We start from the raw sequence: 22,540 nt of genomic DNA, 5'->3' as shown, positions 1-22,540 counted from the left end.
CCGTTGCGCGGCCGGCCTGGCAAGAGATCAAGAGGCAAGTTCTGTGAAGGCACACAACAAGTGGCTGACGGCCCCGCTCGCCGCGGGCCTCGCGACCGCGATGCTCAGCGGCTGCGGCACCGAACAGGGCGGCGGCACCGGCGGCTCCGGTGACTCCGTCCGCGTCGGCATGTCGGACGAGATCCTGGCGACCGACCCCGCCGCCGGATACGACCCCGGCTCCTGGCTGCTGTTCAACAACGTCTTCCAGTCCCTGCTCGCCTTCCCCAAGGGCGGATCCCAGCCCGAGCCCGACGCCGCCGACAAGTGCGGCTTCGCCGCCGGCAGCAAGGTCTACACCTGCACCCTCCGCGAGGGCCTGAAGTTCTCCAACGGCAACCCGCTCACCTCCGAGGACGTCAAGTTCTCCTTCGAGCGCTCCCGGAAGATCGCCGACCCCTCCGGGCCCGCGCCGCTGCTCTCCAGCATCGAATCGATCGAGACCCCCGACGCGCGGACCGTGGTCTTCAAGCTGAAGGTGCCCGACGCCACCTTCCCGAGCAAGATCGCCTCCGGCGCCGGCTCCATCGTCGACCACCGCGAGTACGCCGACGGCTCGCTGCGGACCGACGGCAAGGCGATCGGCTCCGGCCCGTACAAGCTGGACTCCATCAGCGACACCGAGGCCGTCTTCTCGGTCAACCCCGGCTACCAGGGCGACGCCAAGCCCAAGAACAACGGCGTCACCCTCAAGCTCTTCCGCGGCGACCGCGCGGGCCTGTCCAAGGCGCTCGCCGCCAACGACATCGACGTCGCCTACCGAGGCCTCGCCGCCGAGGACGTCGCCGCCCTCGAAGCCTCCGAGACCACGGCCGACAAGGGCATCGAGATCGTCCAGGGCAGCAGCGCCGAGGTCCAGCACCTGGTCTTCAACGTCAAGGACCCGGTCATCGGCAAGCTGGGCGTCCGCAAGGCCATCGCCCACCTCGTCGACCGCGACGCGCTCGTCCAGAACGTCTACAAGTCGACCGCCACGCCGCTCTACTCGATCGTCCCGGCGGGCATCGCGGGCCACAACACCGCCTTCTTCGACACCTACGGCAGCCCCGACCCGGCCAAGGCCAAGAAGGCCCTGCGCTCGGCCGGCATTACCACCAAGGTCAAGCTCACCCTCTGGTCCACCGCCAGCCGCTTCGGCCCGGCCACCGACCAGGAGCTCAAGGCGATAGCCGGGCAGCTCAACGACAGCGGCCTCTTCGACGCCGACGTCAAGTCCGTCGGCTACGAGCAGTACGAGAAGGACATCGCCGCCGGCAAGTACGGCGTCTACGTCAAGGGCTGGGTCCCCGACTACCCCGACGCCGACAACTTCACCGCGCCGTTCTTCGGCAAGGACAACGTCCTCGGCAACAACTACGAGAACGCCACCATCACCGGCACCCTCATCCCGAAGACCGCCGCCGTCGCGGACCGCTCCGCCACCGCCCAGGACTTCGGCAAGGTGCAGGACATCGTCGCCGACGAACTCCCGCTGCTCCCGCTCTGGCAGGGCAAGCAGTACGCGGTCGCCCGCGACAACATCACCGGCCTGGAGTGGACCCTGGACGCGTCCACCGTCTTCCGCTTCTGGGAGATCAAGAAGAGCTGACGCCTCCGCCCGTACGACGAGGGGCCCGGCACACGTGGTGTGTGCCGGGCCCCTCGCCGTGCCCGTGGCGACCGGGCGGCTACTGCGCCCCCGGGCGCACCAGACCGCTCTCGTACGCGTACACCGCCGCCTGCACCCGGTCGCGCAGGCCCAGCTTCGTCAGCACATGGCCCACATGGGTCTTGACCGTCGTCTCGCTGACGAACAGGTCCGCCGCGATCTCCGCGTTCGACAGGCCGCGCGCCACCAGCTTCAGGACCTCGACCTCGCGGTCGGTCAGCGTGTTCAGCGTGTCCGGGACCTGCTCCTCGCCCGAGGGCAGATGCGCCGAGTACTTGTCGAGGAGCCGGCGCGTGATCGACGGGGCCAGCATCGCCTCGCCCGCCGCGACCACCCGGATCGCCTGCACCAGCTCCGTCGCCGGGGCGTCCTTCAGGAGGAAGCCGCTGGCCCCCGCCCGCAGCGCCTCCACCACGTACTCGTCGAGGTCGAAGGTGGTCAGCACCAGCACCTTCGCCGGACCGTCCCGCCCGGGTCCGGTGATCTGCCGGGTCGCCTCCACGCCGTCCATCCGCGGCATCCGGATGTCCATCAGCACCACGTCGGGCTGGAGCGCCCGCACCTGGTCCAGCGCCTGGAGACCGTCACCGGCCTCGCCGACCACCGCGATGTCCTGCTCGGCCTCCAGGATCATCCGGAAACCGGTGCGCAGCAGGGGCTGGTCGTCGACCAGTAGGACGCGGATGGCCACGGGAAACTCCTTCACGGGGCGGGCTGGACCGCACCCATTCTGCCCTGACCGTCCTCACCGCTCCGACCGCCCTCGTCAGCCGCCCGCGACTCCACAGGGCGCGCGGGCACCACCGGCAGCGGATACACCGGGGGAGTGCCGCCGAACTCCGGACACACCGCCTGGTGGTCGCACCAGCCGCACAGCTTCGTCGGCCGGGGCCGCCAGTCGCCCGTCTCCGTCGCCAGCCGGATCGCCTCCCACAGGGCGAGCAGCTTGCGCTCCACCCGCAGCAGGTCCGCCTCCACCGGGTCGTACGTCAGCACGTCCCCGCTGCCCAGATAGACCAGCTGAAGCCGGCGCGGCACCACGTTCTTCAGCCGCCAGATCACCAGCGCGTAGAACGTCATCTGGAACAGGGCGCCCTCGCTGTACTCCGGGCGCGGCGCCTTGCCCGTCTTGTAGTCGACGATCCGCACCTCGCCCGTCGGCGCCACGTCGATCCGGTCGATCACCCCGCGCAGCCGCAGCCCCGACTCCAGCTCCGTCTCCACGAACATCTCGCGCTCGGCCGGCTCCAGACGCGTCGGGTCCTCCAGCGTGAACCACCGCTCGACCAGTGCCTCCGCCTCCGTCAGCCACCCCGCCAGCCGCTCGCCGTCCGGATCCTCCGCGAACAGCTCGCCCAGCTCGGGCCGCGAGCCGAGCAGCCGGTCCCACTGGCCCGGGACCAGCGCCTTCGCCCGCGGCGCCGTCCGCTCCACCGCCGGAGCGTCGAAGAGCCGCTCCAGCACCGCGTGCACCAGCGTCCCGCGCGTCGCCGCCGGGCTCGGCTTCTCCGGCAGCCGGTCGATCACCCGGAACCGGTACAGCAGGGGACACTGCATGAAGTCGCTCGCCCGCGACGGCGACAACGACGTGGGCGTCCGGGGCTCCGCCGGCGGCTGCTCGCTCGTACTCATGACTCAGACCCTACGACCCGCCACCGACAGCGAGCGGAATACCATCGACTCAGGACCCCGTCGCACTGCATGATCGAACCGTGACCGAGTGACGCGGGCCATGCAGCTCGGCGACGAAAGGAACCCGTGAACCAGGACGAGTCCAAGCCGCAGCGGACCGAGGAGCCGGGCGGCGGCATCCTCATGGGCCGGCCCTTCGGCGTGCCGGTCTACGTCGCGCCCAGCTGGTTCCTGGTCGCCGCCCTCATCACCTGGGTCTTCGGCGACCAGATCGAACGCGTCCTGCCCGAGCTCGGCGCCGCGCGCTACCTGGTCTCGCTCTTCTTCGCCATCGCCTTCTACGCCTCCGTCCTCGTCCACGAACTGGCCCACACCCTCGTCGCGCTCCGCTACAAGCTGCCGGTGCGCCGCATCCAGCTCCAGTTCTTCGGCGGCGTCTCCGAGATCGAGAAGGAGACCGAGACCCCCGGCCGCGAGTTCCTCCTCGCCTTCGTCGGCCCGCTGCTCTCCCTCGTCCTCGCCGGGATCTTCTACCTCGGCATGTACGCCGTCGAGCCCGGCACCGTCCCCGGCGTCCTCCTCGGCGGCCTGATGATCTCCAACCTGATCGTCGCCGTCTTCAACCTGCTGCCCGGCCTGCCCCTCGACGGCGGCCGCATGCTCCGCGCCGTCGTGTGGAAGATCACCGGCAACGCCATGACCGGCACCGTCGCCGCCGCCTGGATCGGCCGCGCCCTCGCCGTCACCGTCCTCATCGGCCTCCCCCTGCTCACCCGCACCGGGCTGCTCGGCAACTCCACCGAGGACATCTCCGGCTTCAACACCGTCACCGACGCGCTGCTCGCCGCCATCCTCGCCGCGATCATCTGGACCGGCGCCGGCAACAGCCTGCGCATGGCCCGGCTCCGCGAACACCTCCCCGAGCTGCGCGCCCGCACCCTCACCCGGCGCGCCGTCCCCGTCGAGTCCGCCACCCCGCTCTCCGAAGCCCTGCGCCGCGCCAACGAGGCCGGCGCCCGCGCCCTGGTCGTCGTCGACGGCCACGGCGGCCCCACCGGCATCGTCCGCGAGACCGCCATCGCGGGCGTCCCCCAGCACCGCCGCCCCTGGGTCGCGGTCAGCGCCCTCGCCCAGGACCTCACCGAAGGCATGAAGGTCCCCGCCGAGCTCGCCGGACAGCCCCTCCTGGACCACCTGCGGGCCAGCCCGGCGACCGAGTACCTGGTCGTCGAGGAGAGCGGCGAGATCTACGGCGTACTCTCCACCGCCGACGTGGAGAAGGCCTTCGTCAAGGCCATGGCACGACCGTCCTCGTAATCCCGGTACTCTGTTCGCATGTCCGAACCGACCGGTGCCGCCCGCCGACGCGGGCCCTTCAAGGTCGGGGACCAGGTTCAGCTGACCGACCCCAAGGGCCGTCACTACACGTTCACGCTCGAAGAGGGAAAGAACTTCCACACCCACAAGGGTTCCTTCCCGCACGACGAACTGATCGGCGCCCCCGAGGGCAGCGTTGTCCGTACCACCGGAAACGTCGCCTACCTCGCGCTGCGCCCCCTGCTCCCCGACTACGTCCTGTCCATGCCCCGCGGCGCCGCCGTGGTCTACCCCAAGGACGCGGGGCAGATCCTGGCCTTCGCCGACATCTTCCCCGGCGCCCGCGTCGTCGAGGCGGGTGTGGGCTCCGGCTCGCTCAGCTCCTTCCTGCTGCGCGCCATCGGCGACAGCGGAATGCTGCACTCCTACGAGCGCCGCGAGGACTTCGCCGAGATCGCCAAGGGCAACGTCGAGCGCTACTTCGGCGGCCCGCACCCCGCGTGGCAGCTGACCGTCGGCGACCTCCAGGACAACCTGTCCGACACCGAGGTCGACCGCGTCATCCTCGACATGCTCGCTCCCTGGGAGTGCCTGGAGGCCGTCTCCAAGGCGCTCGTCCCCGGCGGCATCCTGTGCTGCTACGTGGCCACCACCACGCAGCTCGCCCGCACCGTGGAGTCCATCCGCGAGTTCGGCTGCTACGCCGAGCCGCAGCCCTGGGAGTCCATGATCCGCAACTGGCACGTCGAGGGCCTGGCCGTGCGCCCCGATCACCGCATGATCGGCCACACCGGCTTCCTCGTCACCGCCCGCCGCCTCGCGGACGGCGTGGAGCCCCCGATGCGCCGCCGCCGCCCCTCGAAGGGCGCCTACGGCGAGGACTACGACGGCCCCAACAAGGGCTGACACCCCCACAACGCAGGCGTGCCGCCGTCGACTTCCCGCCCCAGGGCACGGAAGTCGACGGCGGCACCTTCATGTTCGCGGGCGGACGCGGGGCCTCCGGCGCCATCCGACCCCGCCTGTTCCGCCCACCTGTGACGTGTGGCACGATGCCCGCAACTCCTTCCGCACCGCCTCACAGGAGACTTCTCGCGTGCAGACCTCCGTCCCGGACCTCGCGCACACCCATGCCCGTCCGGTGCACTGGCTGGCCACCGCCACCGCGATGGCCGGGGTCGTCGCCCTCGCCGGCCTGCTCCAGCCCGGCCCCGCCGGAGCCACCGCCGCCCCCGCACCGCGCCCCGCCCCGGACGCCGCGACGGCCCACTACCCCCTGGAATGCGCGGGAGCGCCGAGCACCGTCGCCCAGCGGGCCACCGGAGACCTCGACGGCGACGGAAACCCCGAGACCGTCGCAGTCGTACACTGCGAAGCCGGCTCCGGAACGCCGCCCAGCGGCATCTACGTCCTCACCCACGGCAAGGGCGCCGGCACCCCCGCGGCACGGGTCGTGGCCACCCTCGTGGAACCCTCGCAGCTGAAGAACGTGAGCGGATTCGCCGTACGCGACGGAGCCGTCCGCGCCACCCTGCTCGGCTACTCGTCACCCGACGTCCCCAGCTGCTGCCCCGACCAGAGCGAGACCGTGACCTGGCGCTGGAAGGGCGGAGCCTTCGTCCGCACCACCCAGGGCGAGCCCCGCGCGGCCTGAGCCCGGCCGCGGTGTCAGTCGGCGTCGGGGCCGTACACCTCGACGCCGTCCGCGACCCGCCGCACATGGATGCAGTCGCCCGGGCACTCCTTCGCCGAGTCCACCACGTCGGTCAGCAGCGTCAGCGGCACGGGGGTCGTCGCCCCCGGAGCCTGGAGCAGCTCGTCGTCCGCGCTCTTCACATAAGCGAGCCCGTCGATGTCCAGCTCGAAGACCTCGGGCGCGTACTGCACGCAGATCCCGTCCCCGGTGCACAGGTCCTGGTCGATCCAGACCTCCAGCGCCTCGTCGGCGGCCGTGGCCGGGGCCTCGTGCTGCACGGTCATATCTCCTGCCGTTTCTGCGTCGCGCGGGCGAGCCGCAAGTAAGTCCGGCCAAGCCTGACGGGTGTTGACCACCCACGACGATACAACCGCCCGCTTTTGCATTGTCCGGCGGTGGGTATTCCCCTGGCGTGAGGGGAAGCGCAAGGGTGAAGATCGGACACACCCCGGAGTCTTTTTGATCTAGGGGTTTCAATCATCACCCACCCAGGTAGGGTCAGGAAGCGTCCAGCTCCCCTTGGAGGAGGTGAGGACCGTGGCAGCCCACGACGACGACATCAACCGCGGCATCCGGCCGGGGCGGGGGTCTGAGGACCCCGCCGGTCAGGTTGCCTATCTCGAGCAGGAAATCGCCGTCCTGCGCCGCAAGCTCGCCGACTCTCCGCGACACACGAGGATTCTCGAGGAGCGGATCGTCGAGCTGCAGACGAACCTGGCCGGCGTGTCCGCACAGAACGAGCGGCTCGCCCATACGCTCCGAGAGGCCCGCGACCAGATCGTGGCCCTCAAGGAGGAGGTCGACCGGCTCGCCCAGCCGCCGGCCGGCTTCGGTGTCTTCCTGCAGGCCAACGAGGACGGCACGTGCGACATCTTCACCGGGGGCCGCAAGCTCCGGGTGAACGTCAGCCCCAGCGTCGAGCTCGACGAGCTCAGGCGGGGCCAGGAAGTCATGCTCAACGAGGCGCTCAACGTGGTCGAGGCCATGGAATTCGAGCGTGCCGGGGACATCGTCACCCTCAAGGAGATCCTTGAGGACGGCGAGCGCGCCCTGGTCATCGGGCACACCGACGAGGAGCGGGTGGTCCGGCTCGCCGAGCCGCTCCTCGACATCACCATCCGCCCCGGCGACGCCCTGCTCCTGGAACCCAGGTCGGGCTACGTCTACGAAGTGGTCCCCAAGAGCGAGGTCGAAGAACTCGTCCTCGAAGAGGTCCCGGACGTCGACTACGACAAGATCGGCGGCCTGGGCAACCAGATCGAGCTGATCCGCGACGCCGTCGAGCTCCCGTACCTCTACCCCGACCTCTTCAAGGAGCACGAACTGCGGCCCCCGAAGGGCATCCTGCTCTACGGCCCGCCCGGCTGCGGCAAGACGCTCATCGCCAAGGCCGTCGCCAACTCCCTCGCCAAGAAGGTCGCCGAGGTCACCGGCCAGCCCGCGGGGAAGTCCTACTTCCTCAACATCAAGGGCCCCGAGCTCCTCAACAAGTACGTCGGAGAGACCGAGCGGCACATCCGCCTCGTCTTCCAGCGCGCCCGGGAGAAGGCGAGCGAGGGCACGCCCGTCATCGTCTTCTTCGACGAGATGGAATCCCTCTTCCGCACCCGCGGATCCGGTGTCAGCTCGGACGTGGAGAACACCATCGTCCCCCAGCTGCTCGCCGAGATCGACGGCGTGGAAGGCCTGGAGAACGTCATCGTCATCGGCGCCTCCAACCGCGAGGACATGATCGACCCCGCCATCCTGCGGCCCGGCCGGCTCGACGTGAAGATCAAGATCGAGCGTCCGGACGCGGAAGCGGCCAAGGACATCTTCGCCAAGTACCTGACCGCCACCCTCCCGCTCCACGCGGACGACCTCTCCGAGCACAGTGGCTCGAAGGCGGCGGCCGCCCACGCGATGATCCAGTCCGTGGTGGAGCAGATGTACGCGGAATCCGAGGAGAACCGCTTCCTCGAGGTCACGTACGCCAACGGCGACAAGGAAGTCCTCTACTTCAAGGACTTCAACTCCGGAGCGATGATCCAGAACATCGTCGACCGGGCCAAGAAGATGGCCATCAAGGCATTCCTCGACCACGACCAGAAGGGCATCCGCGTCTCCCACCTCCTCCAGGCCTGCGTGGACGAGTTCAAGGAGAACGAGGACCTGCCCAACACCACCAACCCGGACGACTGGGCCCGGATCTCCGGCAAGAAGGGCGAGCGGATCGTCTTCATCCGCACGCTCGTCACCGGGAAGCAGGGCGCGGACACCGGTCGCTCCATCGACACGGTGGCGAATACCGGTCAGTACCTGTAGGAGGGCACCGGCTGCGGACGTCCGGAACCGGACGTCCGCAGCCGTCGCTTTCCACTCACGAACCGCTTCTGATCTCCCCGTACGCACGCGGCCGCTCTAGGCTCGTGGGTACCGCCGCGACACGCACTGTGCGGGGAGCGGCGCCGGGCAAGGAGGGCCGCATGACCGTACGGCGAGTAATGGGCATCGAGACGGAGTACGGGATCTCCGTTCCGGGGCATCCCAACGCCAATGCCATGCTCACCTCGTCCCAGATCGTCAACGCCTACGCGGCGGCGATGCACCGGGCGCGCCGCGCCCGCTGGGACTTCGAGGAGGAGAACCCGCTGCGGGACGCCCGCGGCTTCGACCTCGCCCGCGAGGTCGCCGACTCCAGCCAGCTCACCGACGAGGACATCGGCCTCGCCAACGTCATCCTGACCAACGGCGCGCGGCTCTACGTGGACCACGCGCACCCCGAGTACAGCGCGCCCGAGGTGACCAACCCGCGCGACGCGGTCCTCTGGGACAAGGCCGGCGAGCGGATCATGGCCGAGGCCGCCGAGCGGGCCGCCCAGCTCCCCGGCGCCCAGCCCATCCACCTCTACAAGAACAACACCGACAACAAGGGCGCGTCCTACGGCACGCACGAGAACTACCTGATGAAGCGGGAGACCCCCTTCTCGGACATCGTGCGGCACCTGACGCCCTTCTTCGTCTCCCGCCAGGTCGTCACCGGCGCGGGCAGGGTCGGCATCGGCCAGGACGGCCGGGAGCACGGCTTCCAGATCAGCCAGCGGGCGGACTACTTCGAGGTCGAGGTCGGCCTGGAGACCACTCTCAAGCGTCCCATCATCAACACCCGCGACGAGCCGCACGCGGACGCCGAGAAGTACCGCCGCCTGCACGTGATCATCGGCGACGCCAACCTCTCCGAGATCTCGACCTACCTCAAGCTGGGCACCACCGCGCTCGTCCTGTCCATGATCGAGGACGGCTTCATCACCGTCGACCTCGCCGTCGACCAGCCCGTCCGCACCCTCCACCAGGTCTCGCACGACCCGACGCTCCAGTACCTGATCACGCTCCGCAGTGGCCGGACACTGACCGCGGTGCAGCTTCAGATGGAGTACTTCGAGCTCGCGCGCAAATACGTGGAGGAGCGGTACGGGTCGGACGCCGACGAGCAGACCAAGGACGTCCTGGTCCGCTGGGAGGACACGCTCAACCGGCTGGAGAACGATCCGATGAGCCTGGCCGGCGAACTGGACTGGATCGCCAAGCGGGAGCTCCTGGAGGGCTACCGCCGCCGCGACGGCCTGGACTGGGAGGCCGCCCGGCTGCACCTGGTCGACCTCCAGTACGCCGATGTGCGCCCCGAGAAGGGCCTGTACAACCGCCTGGTGGCCCGGGGCCGCATGAAGCGCCTGCTGGACGAGCCCACGGTGGAACGGGCGGAGACGAGCCCTCCCGAGGACACCAGGGCCTATTTCCGGGGCCGCTGCCTGGAGCAGTACGCGGACGACGTGGCCGCCGCGTCCTGGGACTCGGTCATCTTCGACCTGCCCGGCCGCGACTCGCTCCAGCGCGTCCCGACCCTGGAACCCCTCCGGGGTACCAAGGAGCACGTGAAGGACCTCCTGGACCGCTGCCGCACGGCGGAGGAACTGGTCAGGGTCCTGTCCGGCGGCAGCTGAGCACGGCCGGGATTTCCGGCATTCCCGTACGCGGCTGAAATGCCGCTCCACTGGGAATCATGGGAACAGTGCCCGGACGTTCTAGAAACTGCGGGGCCGATGTCAGTCCCGGCTTGTAGGGTCTGATCTTGTAGGGATCCGAACGAGCGGGCCGATTCGAGCGGGGTGAGGTTTATGGCGACCAAGGACACCGGCGGCGGACAGCAGAAGGCGACACGTTCCACCGAGGAGGTCGAGGAGACCACCACGGAGGCGAGCTCCGACCTCAAGGAACGCCAGGAGAAGCTGAGCGACGACGTGGACTCCGTGCTGGACGAGATCGACGATGTGCTCGAGGAGAACGCGGAGGACTTCGTTCGCTCCTTCGTTCAGAAGGGTGGCGAGTGATTTAGCCTGTGAATCGCAGGCTAAATGCTCGACGGGGGGCTTGATCGGTGAGTTCCAAGTGGTGTCCGCGGTGTCGGCAGGCTAAGCCGACCGAGGCGTTCGCTTCGAATAAGGCCATGCGGGACGGCCTGCAGTGCTACTGCAGGCCGTGCGCATCCGAGTATCACCGGGAACGGCAGTTGGCTCGGGGCAAGAACGTCCGCCCGAGAGTGGAGGCGCCACCGGGGCACAAGTACTGCCGAAAGTGCGAGCGGATCAAGCCCCATTCGGAGTGGGACCGCAACAAGAGGGCGTCCGACGGCCTCTCGACTCGCTGCAAGCCGTGCCGGGCCGCAGAGGGGCGCGCCAGCCACCTGAAGCGCCAGTACGGCATGACCGAGGCGGAGCGCGACGAAATGATCACGTCTCAAGGTGGGCTCTGCTGCATCTGCCAAAAGGTCCCCGCCGTGCATGTGGATCATTGCCATGAGACGGGTAGGGTCCGTGGCGTACTGTGCTTCAACTGCAATTCGGCCATCGGCAAGTTGGGAGACGATCCCGACGTTCTGCGTCGGGCCATCGCATACCTGGAGGGACACGCGTGGAAGCCAACACTCGTAGCACCGGGCGTCTGCCGGCAGCCTTCCTGACGCCGGGCTCGTCCTCGTTCTTCGACTTCCTCGCCGACCACTCGCCGGAGCTGCTCCCGGGCAACCGGAAGCTCCCCGAGGGGATCGTCGAGGCGCCGCACGGGACGACCATCGTCGCCGCGACCTTTCCCGGGGGCGTGGTGCTCGCCGGTGACCGGCGGGCGACGATGGGGAACATGATCGCGCAGCGGGACATCGAGAAGGTGTTCCCGGCCGACGAGTACTCCGCCGTCGGCATCGCCGGCACGGCCGGTCTCGCGGTGGAGATGGTGAAGCTGTTCCAGCTGGAGCTGGAGCACTTCGAGAAGGTGGAGGGCGCGACCCTCTCCCTGGAGGGCAAGGCCAACCGCCTGTCCACGATGATCCGCAGCAACCTCGGCATGGCCATGCAGGGCCTCGCCGTCGTCCCGCTCTTCGCCGGCTGGGACGAGGGCAGGGAGAAGGGCCGGATCTTCTCCTACGACGTCACCGGCGGCCGCTCCGAGGAGCACGGATACGCCGCCACCGGCTCGGGCTCGATCTTCGCGCGCGGGTCGATGAAGAAGCTCTACCGGGGCGACCTGACCGAGCAGCAGGCCACCACGCTCGTCGTCCAGGCGCTGTACGACGCGGCGGACGACGACTCGGCGACCGGCGGGCCCGACCTGGCCCGCGGGATCTTCCCGATCGTCACCGTCATCACCGACGAGGGCTTCCGCAGGCTCACCGACGCGGAGTCCTCCGAGCTGGCCCGGTCGATCACGGAGCGGCGTCTGGAGCAGCCCGACGGACCGCGTGCCGCCCTGCTCTGACCCCTCGTCGCCTCCCTGTAGAAGCCCAGAAGAAAGGGACGGATAGCCGGTGTCCACGCCGTTCTATGTCTCACCCCAGCAGGCCATGGCCGACCGGGCGGAGTACGCCCGCAAGGGCATCGCCCGGGGCCGCAGCCTGGTCGTCCTCCAGTACGCCGACGGCATCGTCTTCGTCGGCGAGAACCCGTCCCGCGCGCTGCACAAGTTCAGCGAGATCTACGACCGGATCGGCTTCGCCGCCGCCGGCAAGTACAACGAGTACGAGAACCTGCGGATCGGCGGTGTGCGCTACGCGGACCTGCGCGGCTACACCTACGACCGCGACGACGTGACGGCCCGCGGTCTGGCCAACGTCTACGCCCAGACCCTGGGCACCATCTTCTCCAGCGCGGGCGAGAAGCCGTACGAGGTGGAGCTGGTGGTCGCCGAGGTCGGCGCGGAGCCCGAGGGCGACCAGATCTACCGGCTGCCGCACGACGGCTCGATCGTGGACGAGCACGGCTCGGTCGCGGTCGGCGGCAACGCGGAGCAGATCAGCTCCTTCCTGGACCAGCGGCACCGCGACGGGATGTCCCTCGCCGAGGCGCTGAAGCTGGCCGTGCAGGCGCTCTCCCGGGACACCAACGGCACCGAGAGGGAGATCCCCGCGGAGCGCCTGGAGGTGGCGGTCCTGGACCGTACGCGCCCGCAGCAGCGCAAGTTCAAGCGGATCGTCGGCCGGCAGCTGGTGCGTCTGCTCGGCGCGGACGACGCGGCGGTGACGAAGACGGACGACCCGTCCGACGAGGCGGCGGAGGAGTAGGCGACGCCCGTACGGGAAGGGCCCCGGACCGCATCCCCGCGGTCCGGGGCCCTTCGCGCGCGGGGGGCGTCAGGCGGCCGGTGCGGGCCCCGTGGAGCCGCGTACGGCGAGTTCGACGGGGAGCACGGCCGGGGCGGGCCGTTCGCCCGCCAGGGCGGCGAGGAGGGCCGCCATGCCCCGGCCGCCGAACTCCTCGGCGGGCAGCCGGACGGTGGTGAGCTCCGGTTCGAGGGCGGTCGCGAGCGCCATGTCGTCGAAGCCGGTGACGGAGAGGTCCTCGGGGATCCTCAGGCCGAGCCGGCGCGCGGCCTTGTAGACGCCCGCGGCGAGGATGTCGTCGTCGCAGATCACGGCCGTGGGCCGGGTGCTCGGGTCGGTCAGGGCCAGGTGCGCGGCCTCCCAGGCGGCGGCGACGTTCAGCGGCGCGCGCGCCGTGCGCAGCTCCGTCCCGCGCAGCGCGTCGGTGAGGACGGCGGCGCGGGCGTCGAAGGTCCAGGAGGGTACGGCGGACGCCAGGTGCAGGAAGCGGCGGTGGCCGAGGCCGAGGAGGTGGCCGGTCACGCGGCGCATCCCGTCGGCGACGTCGAGGTTCACATGGGCGGCGGCTCCGGGGTCGGCCGGGTCGCTGTCGAGCATGACGAGGGGCAGGTCGGTGCCCTGGAAGGCCTTCAGGGCGTCGGTGGCCATGGAGGAGGCGAGGACGCCGTCCAGGGCGGCCGAGGCGGAGGCGAAGGGGTCCTTGGCGGGGCCGATGCCGTCGGGGGAGGGGTAGAGCACGACGCCGAAGCCGTGCCGGGCGGCCTCGACGGCCGCGCCCGTGTACACGTGGGCGAAGAACTCGTTGGTGAGCGCGGGGACCACGAGCAGCGCGGTGCGGGTGCGGCCGAGGCGCAGGTTGCGGGCGGCGAGGTTGGGGCGGTAGCCGAGTTCGGCGGCGGCCTCGCGTACGGAGCCGGCGGTGCGTTCGGAGACGCGGCCGCGCCATTTGTCGCCGAGGACGAGGGAGACGGTGGCCTGGGAGACCCCGGCCGCCCTGGCGACGTCCCGGCTGGTGGGGCGGTTCCCGCTGAAGGGTTCCGGGCTGTGCACGCGTGCCTCCGCGACGGCTGGTGGTCCGGCACGCGGGGTGGACCGGCGTGCTGCCGTCATGGTACGTATGACCCCGCACGTTATACGTAAAACTTGAGCACCTGGGGCGGCAGCCCGAGGAGGGGAGACGACATGGCCACCGAGGCCGGGGCGAACGGCGGCTATCTCGACATCCTCAGGGCGCCGCACGCGGCCCGTCTGCTGGCCGGCACCCTGGTCGGCCGGCTCCCCAACGGCACCGGGCCGATCGCCATCACCGTGTTCACCCGCGCCGAGGGCGGCAGCTACAGCCTGGCCGGCGGCCTCATCGCCGCGTACGGCCTGGCCACCGCCGTCGGCCAGCCCCTCCTGGGCCGCGCCGTCGACCTCAAGGGGCAGCCCCGCGTCCAGCTCCCGGCCGCCCTGATATCCGCCCTCGGCATGGCCGCGCTGGCCGTCACCGGCATCGGCAACCTCTTCCTGGCCTACGCCGCCGTCCTGGTAGCCGGGCTCTTCACGCCGCCCCTGGAGGGCGGTCTGCGGGCCCTGTGGCCGAGCGTCCTCGGCCGCGAGGACCGGGTCCACCGGGCGTACGCCCTGGACGCCGTGGCCCAGGAGGTCATGTTCACTGTCGGGCCGCTGCTGCTGACCCTGCTGGTCTCGCTCTGGTCGCCCGCCGCCGCCCTGGTCGTCATCAACCTGCTCGGCGTGCTCGGCGCCCTGTCCGTGGTCCTCTCCAAGCCCTCCCGCAGCTGGCGCTCCGCGCCCCGCGAGGCGCACTGGCTGGGCGCGCTGCGCTCACGGGGGCTGCTCGCGCTGCTCGCCTCGTTCTTCTTCGTCGGGCTCGCCCTCGGCTCCATCACGGTCGCGGGCGTCGCCTACGCGGACGACCAGGGCAACGAGGCCGTCTACGGCTGGCTCATGGCCGCCCTGGGCCTCGGCGCCCTGATCGGCGGCGTCTTCTACGGCGCCCGCCAGTGGGCCGGGGCGCCCGAGCGGCGGCTGAGGGTCCTGGTGCTGCTGCTGGCCCTCGGCTATCTGCCCCTGCTCCTTGTGCCGGGACCGGCCGCCATGACCGTGCTGGCCGCCGTCGCCGGTGTCTTCCTGGCCCCCGCCATCGCCTGCGCCTTCCTCGTGGTGGACCGCCACGCGCCCGCCGGCACGGTCACCGAGGCCTTCTCCTGGCTCGTCACCACCTTCGGCGTCGGCGCGGCCCTCGGCTCGGCCGTCTCCGGACCCGCCGTGGAATTCGCCGGGACCCCGGCCGGATTCGCCGTGGCCGGCGTCGGTGGCTTCGTCGCCTTCCTGGTGCTCCTCGCCACCGGCCGCGTCCTCGGCGGCACCCCGCCCGTGCCGCGGCCGCGACACGCCGTCAGCGGGGGCGCCGGGAACACCGGCCCGGACGCCGCGCGGGCCGAAAACCTCACGAGCGCATCGGAAAATGATCGAAACGGGGCTGCCGAACCCGGTTTCAGCACAGGCCGTCAGGCGTAATGTTCAGACATGGACCGCCGCATTTTCGGGCTGGAGAACGAGTACGGCGTCACGTGCACGTTCAGGGGACAGCGCCGACTGTCTCCTGACGAAGTGGCGCGCTACCTCTTCCGCCGTGTCGTGTCATGGGGCCGCAGCAGCAATGTCTTCCTGCGGAACGGCGCCCGTCTGTACCTGGACGTGGGTTCGCATCCGGAATACGCAACTCCCGAATGCGACAACGTGGTCGAACTGGTCACGCACGACAAGGCAGGCGAGCGCATTCTCGAAGGACTCCTCGTCGACGCGGAACGCCGCCTGCACGAGGAGGGAATCGCGGGCGACGTCTATCTCTTCAAGAACAACACCGACTCTGCGGGAAACTCCTACGGCTGCCACGAGAACTATCTGGTCGCCCGGCACGGAGAGTTCTCCCGGCTCGCGGACATCCTCATTCCGTTCCTCGTCACCCGCCAGCTGATCTGCGGCGCGGGAAAGGTGCTGCAGACTCCGCGCGGCGCCGTCTACTGCGTCTCGCAGCGGGCCGAGCACATCTGGGAGGGCGTCAGCTCCGCCACCACCCGCTCGCGCCCCATCATCAACACCCGCGACGAACCCCACGCGGACGCCGAGCGCTACCGCAGGCTCCACGTCATCGTCGGTGACTCCAACATGTCCGAGACGACCATGCTGCTCAAGGTCGGCGCCACCGACCTCGTGCTGCGCATGATCGAGGCGGGCACCGTGATGCGCGACCTGACCCTGGAGAACCCGATCCGGGCCATCCGCGAGGTCAGCCACGACATCACGGGACAGCGCAAGGTGCGCCTCGCCAGCGGCCGGGAGGCCTCCGCCCTGGAGGTCCAGCGGGAGTACTACGAGAAGGCCGCCGACTTCGTCGACCGCCGGGGCATCCGCAGCGGTGTCGTCGCCCAGGTCCTGGAGCTCTGGGGCCGGACGCTCGACGCGATCGAGGAGGAGCAGCTCGACCGCATCGAGACCGAGATCGACTGGGTCATGAAGTACCGGCTCATCGAGCGCTACCGGGCCAAGCACAACATGACCATGTCGCATCCGCGGGTCGCGCAGATAGACCTCGCGTACCACGACATCCACCGCCGCCGCGGGCTGTACTACCTGCTCCAGAAGAACGGCCAGGCGGCGCGGATCTGCAACGACATCAAGATCTTCGAGGGCAAGTCGGTGCCCCCGCAGACCACCAGGGCCCGGCTGCGCGGCGACTTCATCCGCCGCGCCCAGGAACAGCGCAGGGACTTCACGGTCGACTGGGTGCATCTCAAGCTCAACGACCAGGCGCAGCGGACCGTGTTGTGCAAGGACCCGTTCCGTTCGGTCGACGACCGGGTGGAAAAGCTGATCGCCGGTATGTAGGAAGGGTCCTGACGTGCTCTTCGGCCCCGCACGTTTCACGTGCGGGGCCGACGGCATCACAGGGTGGTCCCCTAGAGTGTCGGGACAACTACTGTGCCGTCTGAGATCTGAGGAACTAGTGCGCCGACTTGCCGGCCTGCTCGTCGTCCCGCTGCTGCTGCTCACCACAGCGGCCTGCGGCAGCAACGACCAGGGCTCCGATTCCGGTTCGATGAAGAACGGTCTTCCCGCCATCACCGCGGGCGAGAAGTTCGGGGAGAAGCCGACCCTCGCCAAGGGCGTCGGCGACCCGCCGAAGGCCCTCAAGGTCAACGTGATCAGCGAGGGCAAGGGCCCGGTCACGAAGAAGGGCGACGCGCTCCAGGTGAACTACCTGGGCCAGGAGTGGGACGAGACCACCCCCTTCGACAACAGCTTCGACCGGAAGCAGCCCTTCGACCTCACGCTCGGCGCCGGTCAGGTCATCAAGGGCTGGGACCAGGGCCTGGAGGGCCAGAAGGTCGGCAGCCGCGTCGAGATCGGCATCCCGCCGGAGCTCGGTTACGGCGCGCAGGGCCAGGGCGACATCAAGCCCAACGCCACGCTGGTCTTCGTGGTCGACATCCTGAAGGCCGTCTCCATCCCGAAGTCCGCCGAGGGCACCCCGGTCGCCCAGGACGACAAGAACCTGCCGCAGGTCGGCACCAACACCGACGGCAAGCAGCCCTCGCTGACCGTCCCCAAGGTCGCCCCGCCGGCCAAGCTGGTCTCCAACTACATCCTGGAGTCCAAGGGCGAGACCGTCGCCGCGGCCGACACGGTCGTCGTGAACTACGTCGCCGCCCTGTGGAAGGACGGCAAGGTCTTCGACTCGACGTACACCACGGGCAAGCCCGCGAACTTCCCGCTGTCCCAGCTGACCCTCAAGGGTCTGAAGGACGGCCTCGTCGGCAAGAAGATCGGCAGCCGGGTCCTGATCGTCGCCCCGCCGTCCGAGGCCTTCGGCGCCGAGGAGAAGCAGGGCATCCCGAAGAACTCCACTCTGGTGTTCGCCGTCGACATCCTGGCGAAGATGTAAGACTGTCCTGTTCGCGCGGACCGTCGTCCGCGCGGTTCACGGTTTGTATGAGGAGCGCACTGCAGTGAGCAGCATCGAGAAGCCCGAGGTCGACTTCCCGGGCGGCGAGCCGCCGGCCGACCTGGAGATCAAGGACCTCTGGGAGGGTGACGGCGAGGTCGCCGAGGCCGGCGACTTCGTCAACGTCCACTACGTGGGCGTGTCCTTCGACTCCGGCGAGGAGTTCGACGCCTCCTGGAACCGCGGCGCCCCGCTGGAGTTCCAGCTCGGTGTCGGCATGGTCATCCAGGGCTGGGACAAGGGCGTCCAGGGCATGAAGGTCGGCGGTCGCCGCCAGCTGGTCATCCCCGCGCACCTCGCCTACGGCGACCGCGGTGCCGGCGGCAAGATCGGCCCCGGCGAGACGCTGATCTTCGTCTGCGACCTCGTGGGCGTGAAGAAGCGCTGACCCGGACCCCGGGTCGACCCGAGGGCCTCCGCCTCCACGGCGGGGGCCCTCGGCTTTTGTCCGGACACCCCGGGGCGGTACGGTCGGACGTCCGAGACGTGGATCCGGCGAGATCCGACGAAGAAGAGGGTGCGGGGCGTCGATGGCGATTGCCAAGGCCGAGCGGTTGATGAATCTTGCGCTGTGCCTGCTCGGAACGCGCCGCCCGCTGAGCAAGCGGGAGCTCCGGGGCTCCATCGAGGCGTACATGGAGGCCACCGGCGAGGACGCCTTCAACCGCATGTTCGAGCGGGACAAGGACGACCTCCGCGAGCTCGGCCTGGTCATCGAGACCGTCGAGAACCTGGACGGCGACACCGGCTACCTGGCCCGCCGCGACTCCAACCGGCTGCCCGCGATCACCCTCGACGCCGAGGAGGCCGCCGCCCTCGGGCTCGCCGCCAAGGTCTGGCAGCAGGCCCGGCTCGCCGGGGCCGCGAGCGGCGCCCTGCAGAAGCTGCGCGCCGCCGGCATGCCGGAGGCGGAGGACTCGTACGACTCCCAGGCCAGTGCCCTGGAGCCGCGCATCCCGGTGCACGAGGCGGCCTTCGAGCCGCTGATGCTGGCCTGCCGCGACCGGCGCCCGGTCGTCTTCGACTACCGCAAGGCCAACGCCGCCCGCCCCGAGACCCGGCACGTCGAGCCGTGGACGCTGGAGTGCTGGCGCGGCCACTGGTACCTGGCGGGCTGGGACCGCGACCGCGGTGCCGAGCGGGTCTTCCGGCTCTCCCGTATCACCGGCAAGGTCCGCTCCCGGGCCGGCGCCTTCACCGCGCCGGTGCCCGACGTCGTCACGGTCCGCGAGACCGTCGAGAGCTGGGCGGGCGAGACCGCCACCCGCTCCGCCCGGATCCGGCTGCGGGCCGGCTCCGGCTACCCGCTGCGCTCCCGCGCCCAGTCCGTGCAGGCGGGCCCGGACGGCTGGGACGAGCTGGAGATCCCGTACGGGCACGGCCTCGACGCCTGGCTCGTGGAGTTCGGCCCGGACGTGGTCGTGCTGGAGCCCGCGGATCTGCGGGCCGACGTGGTGGAGCGGCTGCGCGCCGTGGCCAAGGGCTGAGGGGGAAGGAACCATGGCGGCGAACGCGATCGACCAGACGAGGCGGATGCTCTCCCTCGTCACCTATCTCCGCGAGCGGCCCGGCGCGCACGTCGCCGACGTGGCCCGCGCCTTCGGGATCACCGAGGACGAGCTGATCTCCGACCTCGACGTGCTGCCGATGTGCGGGACCAGCTTCCGCGGCGGCGACCTGCTGGACATCGACACCGACGGCGACCGGATCTGGTGGCACAACCCCGACGACGTCGCGGCGCCGCTGCGGCTCGCCGCCGACGAGGCGACCGCCCTGCTGGTCGCGGCGCGGGCGGTGGCCACGCTGCCGGGCCTGCGCGAGGGCGACCGCGAGGCGCTGCTGCGGGCCACGGCCAAGCTGGAGGCGGCGGCCGGCGAGGTGGCCGGGGCCAGCTCCCGGCTCTCGGTGACCTTCGAGTCGGAGGGCGGGGTCTTCGCCGAGGTGGACCGGGCGATCTCCGAGCGCCGGCGGCTTTGGCTGCGCTACTACTCGCCGGCCCGCGACGAGCTCACCGAGCGCGAGGTGGACCCGATCCGGCTCTTCGCCGTGGGCCACACGTACATGGAGGCGTGGTGCCGGCTGTCCGAGGCGCGCCGCACCTTCCGTCTCGACCGGGTCGCCGAGATCCGGATCCTGGACGAGCACGCGGCGCCGCCGGAGATCGAGCTGCGGGACCTGTCGGCGGGGCTCGTGCAGCCGTCCGCCGAGGATCCCGAGGTGGTGGTCGAGGTGGGTCCCGGGGGCCGCTGGGTCGCCGAGTACTACCCGCACGACCGGGCGGACGAGCTGCCCGACGGCGGTCTGCGGATCACCCTGCGCACACCGGCCCCGGCCTCGCTGCGCCGGCTCGCGCTGCGGCTCGGCAGCGACGGGCGGATCGTCGCCCCGCAGGAGCTCGCCGACAGCGCCCGGGAGGCGGCGACCGCCGCACTGGCCGCGTACGAGGGCTGAGAGCAGGGGGGAACGTGACGTTCCGGGGGGACCGGGCGCTGTTCCGAGTGAGACGCACGCACGTACCGCAGTGGGGAGAGTCGAGAGAGATGCCCGCGATGTCTGTGACGCCTTCGGTGCCTGCGATGGCCGGGCTTGTGGCGTCGGTCGCCCCGGTCCACTTCAAGGCCGCCTGCCCCGAGTGCCGCTCCCGCTTCGAGCTCTCCGCGGGCGCCCTGCGGCTCGCCATCGGCGCGAGCCGCCGCACCACCTTCTACTCCTTCACCTGCCCCGAGTGCGGCAGCGCCGTCCGCAAGCCGGCCGGGGAGCGGATCATCGAGCTCCTCACCGGCGGCGGAGTGAACACCCTGCGGCTGCACACCACCGGCTGACGTCCCACGGCGGCGGTCCGTCTAGGCTCGGCACATGTTCTGGCCCATGCTCGCCATCGCCCTCGGCTTCCTCGGCATCACCGTCCTCGGTGTCCTCGGCATCAAGGTCTTCCTGGAGGCCCAGCGCCTCGGCCGTCAGGTGGCCCACACCACACAGCGCGTCAACCAGGCCGCCGAGGAGCTCGAACGGGCCGCGGCCGATCTGGCGAGGACCGGCGAGACGCTCCGCTGAATTCGTGCCGTACGCTGCGAAGAGCTTCCGCGGGCCGGGTCCGCGGGACGAAATCGTGAGTATGCACAGGCATTGCCGAGCGTTTACTCCTGCGGGTTACGATCGCTTGCAGCGCGGTGGCCGGACGCATGTCCGACCCGCCGGGCACGCACTCCATGTCGCCTCGGTGAAGAAGGTAAACAGCTATGGGTAGGCTCGGCCCCACCGAGATCATTCTCATCCTCGTCGTCATCATCCTGCTGTTCGGCGCCAAGAAGCTGCCGGACATGGCCCGTTCGCTGGGCAAGTCGGCCCGCATCCTCAAGAGCGAGGCCAAGGCCATGAAGTCCGAGGACCAGCAGAGCGCCGCCGCGCCCGCCGACCCGCCCCACGCCGGCGCCCAGGACCAGCAGCCCGCGCCCCGCACCATCCAGGCCGCGCCGGGCGACGTCACCAGCTCGCGTCCCGTGACCGAGCCCACGGACACCACCAAGCGCTGACCCGGTCCGCCGCGGCCGTCGCAACAGGGCGACGGCTGCCGCACGAGATGAGGACGTGGGTTGCTCAACTCTGCCCGCAAGCAGGAGAAGGATCCCGAGGGCCGCATGCCCCTCGTGGAGCACCTGCGTGAACTTCGCAACCGCCTCGCGAAGGGCCTGCTGGCCATCGCGGTGGTCACCGTCGTGGCCCTCGTGTACAGCGAGGAGCTGATGCAGTTCCTGACGAAGTCGGTGCCCACCTGCGCCGCAGGCGTCACCAGCAGCGGTGGAAACTGCGCGATCGTCTCCTTCAACACGTTGATGGCGCCGTTCAGCACGACGATCCAGCTCTCCCTCACCGCGGGTCTCGTCGTCGCGAGCCCCGTCTGGCTCTACCAGCTCTGGGCCTTCATCGCGCCGGGACTGCACAAGAACGAGAAGAAGTACACGTACGCCTTCGTCGGCGCCGCCGTCCCGCTCTTCGGGGCCGGTGCCTACCTCGCGTACCTCATCCTTCCCGTCAGCGTGAAGGTCCTGATCAGTCTCACGCCGGAGGGCTCCGCCAACATCCTCGGGCTGAACGACGTCCTCGACTTCACCCTCCGGATGGTGCTGGTCTTCGGCCTCGCCTTCGAGCTCCCGCTGGTCCTGGTGATGCTCAACCTCACCGGCGTCCTCAGCGGCCGCCGGATGGCCCGCTGGTGGCGCGGCGTGATCATGGGCGTCTTCATCTTCGGCGCCGTCATCACCCCGACCACCGACCCGGTCGGCATGCTGGCCCTCGCCGGGCCGATCACGGTCCTGTACCTGGCGGCCGTCGGCTTCTCGCTGCTCAACGACAAGCGGCGGGCGCGCAACAACCCCGACGCCGAGCTCGACGACGACGAGGCCTCGCAGCTCGACCTCACCCCCGAGCCCGTCGGCGGGCCCGAGACCGTCAGCGCCGCCCGGGCCCTGCCCGAGCAGGCCACCGGCGAGTCGGACGGGGCCAGGTCGCAGCGGTTCAACGGGTACGACGACATCACCTGAGAACGGCACGACAGCGCGTGAAGGTCCC

24 protein-coding genes are annotated in these 22,540 nt (G+C 70.2%); 20 read left to right on the top strand and 4 right to left on the bottom strand.

Features of this window, described 5'->3' with window-relative positions; genetic code table 11:
- The first annotated feature begins 43 nt into the window (after positions 1-43).
- Positions 44-1,627: an ABC transporter substrate-binding protein gene (locus ABTZ54_RS14435; protein WP_351661959.1), complete on the top strand. Its 1,584-nt coding sequence runs from the start codon at positions 44-46 to the stop codon at positions 1,625-1,627.
- A gap of 79 nt (positions 1,628-1,706) precedes the next feature.
- On the opposite strand, the gene ABTZ54_RS14430 is transcribed toward ABTZ54_RS14435, so the two are convergent.
- A complete protein-coding gene (locus tag ABTZ54_RS14430) occupies positions 1,707-2,378 on the bottom strand; it encodes a response regulator (RefSeq protein WP_132914643.1) in 672 nt (223 codons plus the stop codon).
- An 11-nt stretch (positions 2,379-2,389) separates the two neighbouring features.
- A complete protein-coding gene (locus ABTZ54_RS14425) occupies positions 2,390-3,319 on the bottom strand; it encodes a RecB family exonuclease (RefSeq protein WP_351661955.1) in 930 nt (309 codons plus the stop codon).
- 183 nt (positions 3,320-3,502) lie between these two features.
- Here ABTZ54_RS14425 and ABTZ54_RS14420 point away from each other — a divergent pair, with 183 nt between their 5' ends.
- The 3 genes from ABTZ54_RS14420 (at position 3,503) to ABTZ54_RS14410 (ending at position 6,290) form a co-directional block, all read left to right on the top strand.
- Entirely contained in the window at positions 3,503-4,636 is a 1,134-nt protein-coding gene (locus ABTZ54_RS14420; RefSeq protein WP_351662374.1) for a site-2 protease family protein, read from the top strand.
- A gap of 18 nt (positions 4,637-4,654) precedes the next feature.
- The gene (locus tag ABTZ54_RS14415; protein ID WP_351661952.1) at positions 4,655-5,542 is read left to right on the top strand and encodes a tRNA (adenine-N1)-methyltransferase; all 888 of its coding nucleotides are present in this window, start codon (positions 4,655-4,657) and stop codon (positions 5,540-5,542) included.
- Between the two features lie 190 nt (positions 5,543-5,732).
- Positions 5,733-6,290, top strand: a complete 558-nt coding sequence (locus tag ABTZ54_RS14410) for a hypothetical protein (protein ID WP_351661949.1) — start codon at positions 5,733-5,735, stop codon at positions 6,288-6,290.
- 14 nt (positions 6,291-6,304) lie between these two features.
- Here the strand turns inward: ABTZ54_RS14410 and ABTZ54_RS14405 are convergent, their stop codons facing one another.
- Positions 6,305-6,616 (bottom strand): ferredoxin, encoded by a 312-nt coding sequence (locus ABTZ54_RS14405; RefSeq protein WP_351661946.1) that lies wholly within the window; start codon positions 6,614-6,616, stop codon positions 6,305-6,307.
- A 253-nt stretch (positions 6,617-6,869) separates the two neighbouring features.
- On the opposite strand from ABTZ54_RS14405, the gene arc reads away from it, so the two are divergent.
- The 6 genes from arc (at position 6,870) to prcA (ending at position 12,921) form a co-directional block, all read left to right on the top strand.
- Positions 6,870-8,636: a proteasome ATPase gene (arc, locus tag ABTZ54_RS14400; protein WP_351661943.1), complete on the top strand. Its 1,767-nt coding sequence runs from the start codon at positions 6,870-6,872 to the stop codon at positions 8,634-8,636.
- 161 nt (positions 8,637-8,797) lie between these two features.
- Positions 8,798-10,312 (top strand): depupylase/deamidase Dop, encoded by a 1,515-nt coding sequence (dop, locus tag ABTZ54_RS14395; protein WP_351661940.1) that lies wholly within the window; start codon positions 8,798-8,800, stop codon positions 10,310-10,312.
- A 174-nt stretch (positions 10,313-10,486) separates the two neighbouring features.
- Positions 10,487-10,699 carry a ubiquitin-like protein Pup gene (locus tag ABTZ54_RS14390; RefSeq protein ID WP_015032443.1) on the top strand — a complete coding sequence of 71 codons (213 nt, stop codon included), beginning with the start codon at positions 10,487-10,489 and terminating at the stop codon, positions 10,697-10,699.
- A 116-nt stretch (positions 10,700-10,815) separates the two neighbouring features.
- Positions 10,816-11,328 (top strand): endonuclease VII domain-containing protein, encoded by a 513-nt coding sequence (locus ABTZ54_RS14385; protein ID WP_351661937.1) that lies wholly within the window; start codon positions 10,816-10,818, stop codon positions 11,326-11,328.
- Positions 11,280-12,119: a proteasome subunit beta gene (prcB, locus tag ABTZ54_RS14380; protein ID WP_351661934.1), complete on the top strand. Its 840-nt coding sequence runs from the start codon at positions 11,280-11,282 to the stop codon at positions 12,117-12,119. The genes ABTZ54_RS14385 and prcB overlap by 49 nt, the downstream gene beginning before the upstream one ends.
- A 49-nt stretch (positions 12,120-12,168) precedes the next feature.
- Complete coding sequence (gene prcA / locus ABTZ54_RS14375; protein ID WP_351661931.1) at positions 12,169-12,921, top strand: proteasome subunit alpha; 753 nt, start codon at positions 12,169-12,171, stop codon at positions 12,919-12,921.
- Positions 12,922-12,990: 69 nt separating this feature from the next.
- On the opposite strand, the gene ABTZ54_RS14370 is transcribed toward prcA, so the two are convergent.
- Positions 12,991-14,010, bottom strand: coding sequence for a LacI family DNA-binding transcriptional regulator (locus tag ABTZ54_RS14370; protein ID WP_351661928.1), 1,020 nt, complete (start codon positions 14,008-14,010; stop codon positions 12,991-12,993).
- A gap of 132 nt (positions 14,011-14,142) precedes the next feature.
- Here ABTZ54_RS14370 and ABTZ54_RS14365 point away from each other — a divergent pair, with 132 nt between their 5' ends.
- The 10 genes from ABTZ54_RS14365 (at position 14,143) to tatC (ending at position 22,512) form a co-directional block, all read left to right on the top strand.
- Complete coding sequence (locus tag ABTZ54_RS14365) at positions 14,143-15,483, top strand: MFS transporter (RefSeq protein WP_351661925.1); 1,341 nt, start codon at positions 14,143-14,145, stop codon at positions 15,481-15,483.
- Positions 15,484-15,492: 9 nt separating this feature from the next.
- Complete coding sequence (gene pafA / locus ABTZ54_RS14360) at positions 15,493-16,854, top strand: Pup--protein ligase (protein ID WP_351661922.1); 1,362 nt, start codon at positions 15,493-15,495, stop codon at positions 16,852-16,854.
- A 118-nt stretch (positions 16,855-16,972) separates the two neighbouring features.
- A complete protein-coding gene (locus ABTZ54_RS14355) occupies positions 16,973-17,911 on the top strand; it encodes an FKBP-type peptidyl-prolyl cis-trans isomerase (RefSeq protein WP_351661919.1) in 939 nt (312 codons plus the stop codon).
- Positions 17,912-17,975: 64 nt separating this feature from the next.
- On the top strand, positions 17,976-18,359 hold the full coding sequence (locus ABTZ54_RS14350) for an FKBP-type peptidyl-prolyl cis-trans isomerase (protein WP_351661916.1): 384 nt from the start codon (positions 17,976-17,978) through the stop codon (positions 18,357-18,359).
- Between the two features lie 142 nt (positions 18,360-18,501).
- Positions 18,502-19,458, top strand: coding sequence for a helix-turn-helix transcriptional regulator (locus ABTZ54_RS14345; RefSeq protein ID WP_351661913.1), 957 nt, complete (start codon positions 18,502-18,504; stop codon positions 19,456-19,458).
- 13 nt (positions 19,459-19,471) lie between these two features.
- Positions 19,472-20,422: a helix-turn-helix transcriptional regulator gene (locus ABTZ54_RS14340; RefSeq protein ID WP_351661910.1), complete on the top strand. Its 951-nt coding sequence runs from the start codon at positions 19,472-19,474 to the stop codon at positions 20,420-20,422.
- 125 nt (positions 20,423-20,547) lie between these two features.
- Positions 20,548-20,793 carry a CpXC domain-containing protein gene (locus tag ABTZ54_RS14335; RefSeq protein ID WP_351661907.1) on the top strand — a complete coding sequence of 82 codons (246 nt, stop codon included), beginning with the start codon at positions 20,548-20,550 and terminating at the stop codon, positions 20,791-20,793.
- Positions 20,794-20,827: 34 nt separating this feature from the next.
- On the top strand, positions 20,828-21,025 hold the full coding sequence (locus ABTZ54_RS14330) for a hypothetical protein (protein WP_351661904.1): 198 nt from the start codon (positions 20,828-20,830) through the stop codon (positions 21,023-21,025).
- 185 nt (positions 21,026-21,210) lie between these two features.
- Positions 21,211-21,504: a Sec-independent protein translocase subunit TatA gene (gene tatA / locus ABTZ54_RS14325; protein ID WP_351661901.1), complete on the top strand. Its 294-nt coding sequence runs from the start codon at positions 21,211-21,213 to the stop codon at positions 21,502-21,504.
- A 60-nt stretch (positions 21,505-21,564) separates the two neighbouring features.
- Positions 21,565-22,512 carry a twin-arginine translocase subunit TatC gene (tatC, locus tag ABTZ54_RS14320; protein WP_502997246.1) on the top strand — a complete coding sequence of 316 codons (948 nt, stop codon included), beginning with the start codon at positions 21,565-21,567 and terminating at the stop codon, positions 22,510-22,512.
- The last annotated feature ends 28 nt before the right edge of the window (positions 22,513-22,540 follow it).

This window comes from Streptomyces sp. NPDC094032 (assembly GCF_040303965.1).
In the GTDB taxonomy this organism is placed as follows: Bacteria; Actinomycetota; Actinomycetes; order Streptomycetales; family Streptomycetaceae; genus Streptomyces.
This window is presented reverse-complemented; position numbering and strand designations above follow the sequence as displayed.